Source organism: Demequina muriae (genome assembly GCF_030418295.1).
Lineage (GTDB): Bacteria > Actinomycetota > Actinomycetes > Actinomycetales > Demequinaceae > Demequina > Demequina muriae.
This window is the reverse complement of the sequence record NZ_JAUHQA010000020.1, coordinates 1-648: the sequence shown is the minus strand read 5'-3', so window position 1 is coordinate 648 and position 648 is coordinate 1. Positions and strand designations below refer to the sequence as shown.

1 protein-coding gene is annotated in these 648 nt (G+C 63.4%); it reads right to left on the bottom strand.

Going from position 1 to position 648, the window contains the following annotated elements:
* Nucleotides 1-121 precede the first annotated feature (121 nt).
* Complete coding sequence (locus tag QQX02_RS13160; RefSeq protein WP_301143816.1) at nucleotides 122-625, bottom strand: site-specific integrase; 504 nt, start codon at nucleotides 623-625, stop codon at nucleotides 122-124.
* Nucleotides 626-648: the final 23 nt, after the last annotated feature.

Sequence of the window (648 nt, the reverse complement as noted above, 5' to 3'; positions counted from 1 at the left end):
AGGCCCTATCCGATGTAAGTCAGGCGCGGGCCGATGACCGGGGTGACTGACCCCAAACTGACCCCACGATGGCCCGTAAGCCTTGATCTTGCGTGATAGTTGTCGGTCGCTGAAAGTAGGCCTAGTCGTTGTTTTTGTTGATCTTCCCTGACCTTGACATGGTAGGGGTCACAAGTTCGATCCTTGTACCGCCCACCAAGAGTAATCCAGCAACGGCGCGGCTTTCGGGCTTAGCGCCGTTTCTGCTTTCTAGGCCGACTGACCCCGCACTGACCCCACGAAGGCGCGGAACCTTGGCCGCCAGTTCGTCCGCCAGCGCATCCAGCGCCACCCGCGCCTGCCCCAGGTAGCCGGGATCAAACTTCGCGTAAATCTCGCTGGTCCCTGCGGCCTTGTGGCCGATCTGCCCCGACACCTCCCACCCCGGCACGCCGCGACGGCGTAGCTCCGTGGCGACGGTATGGCGCAGCACCTTGGGGATGAACCACGTCGGAAGCTTGGCGTCCGTGCGCACCTTGGCCCATGCCTTCTTGATCGAGGCGATGCGCTTACCGTGCCAGTGGACGTAGTAGGCCGCATCGCAGCCCGCCAGCTCCCGCCGCAGCATCTCCGTCAGCGGCACCACGGGGCGGTACTACTTGGTCTGCT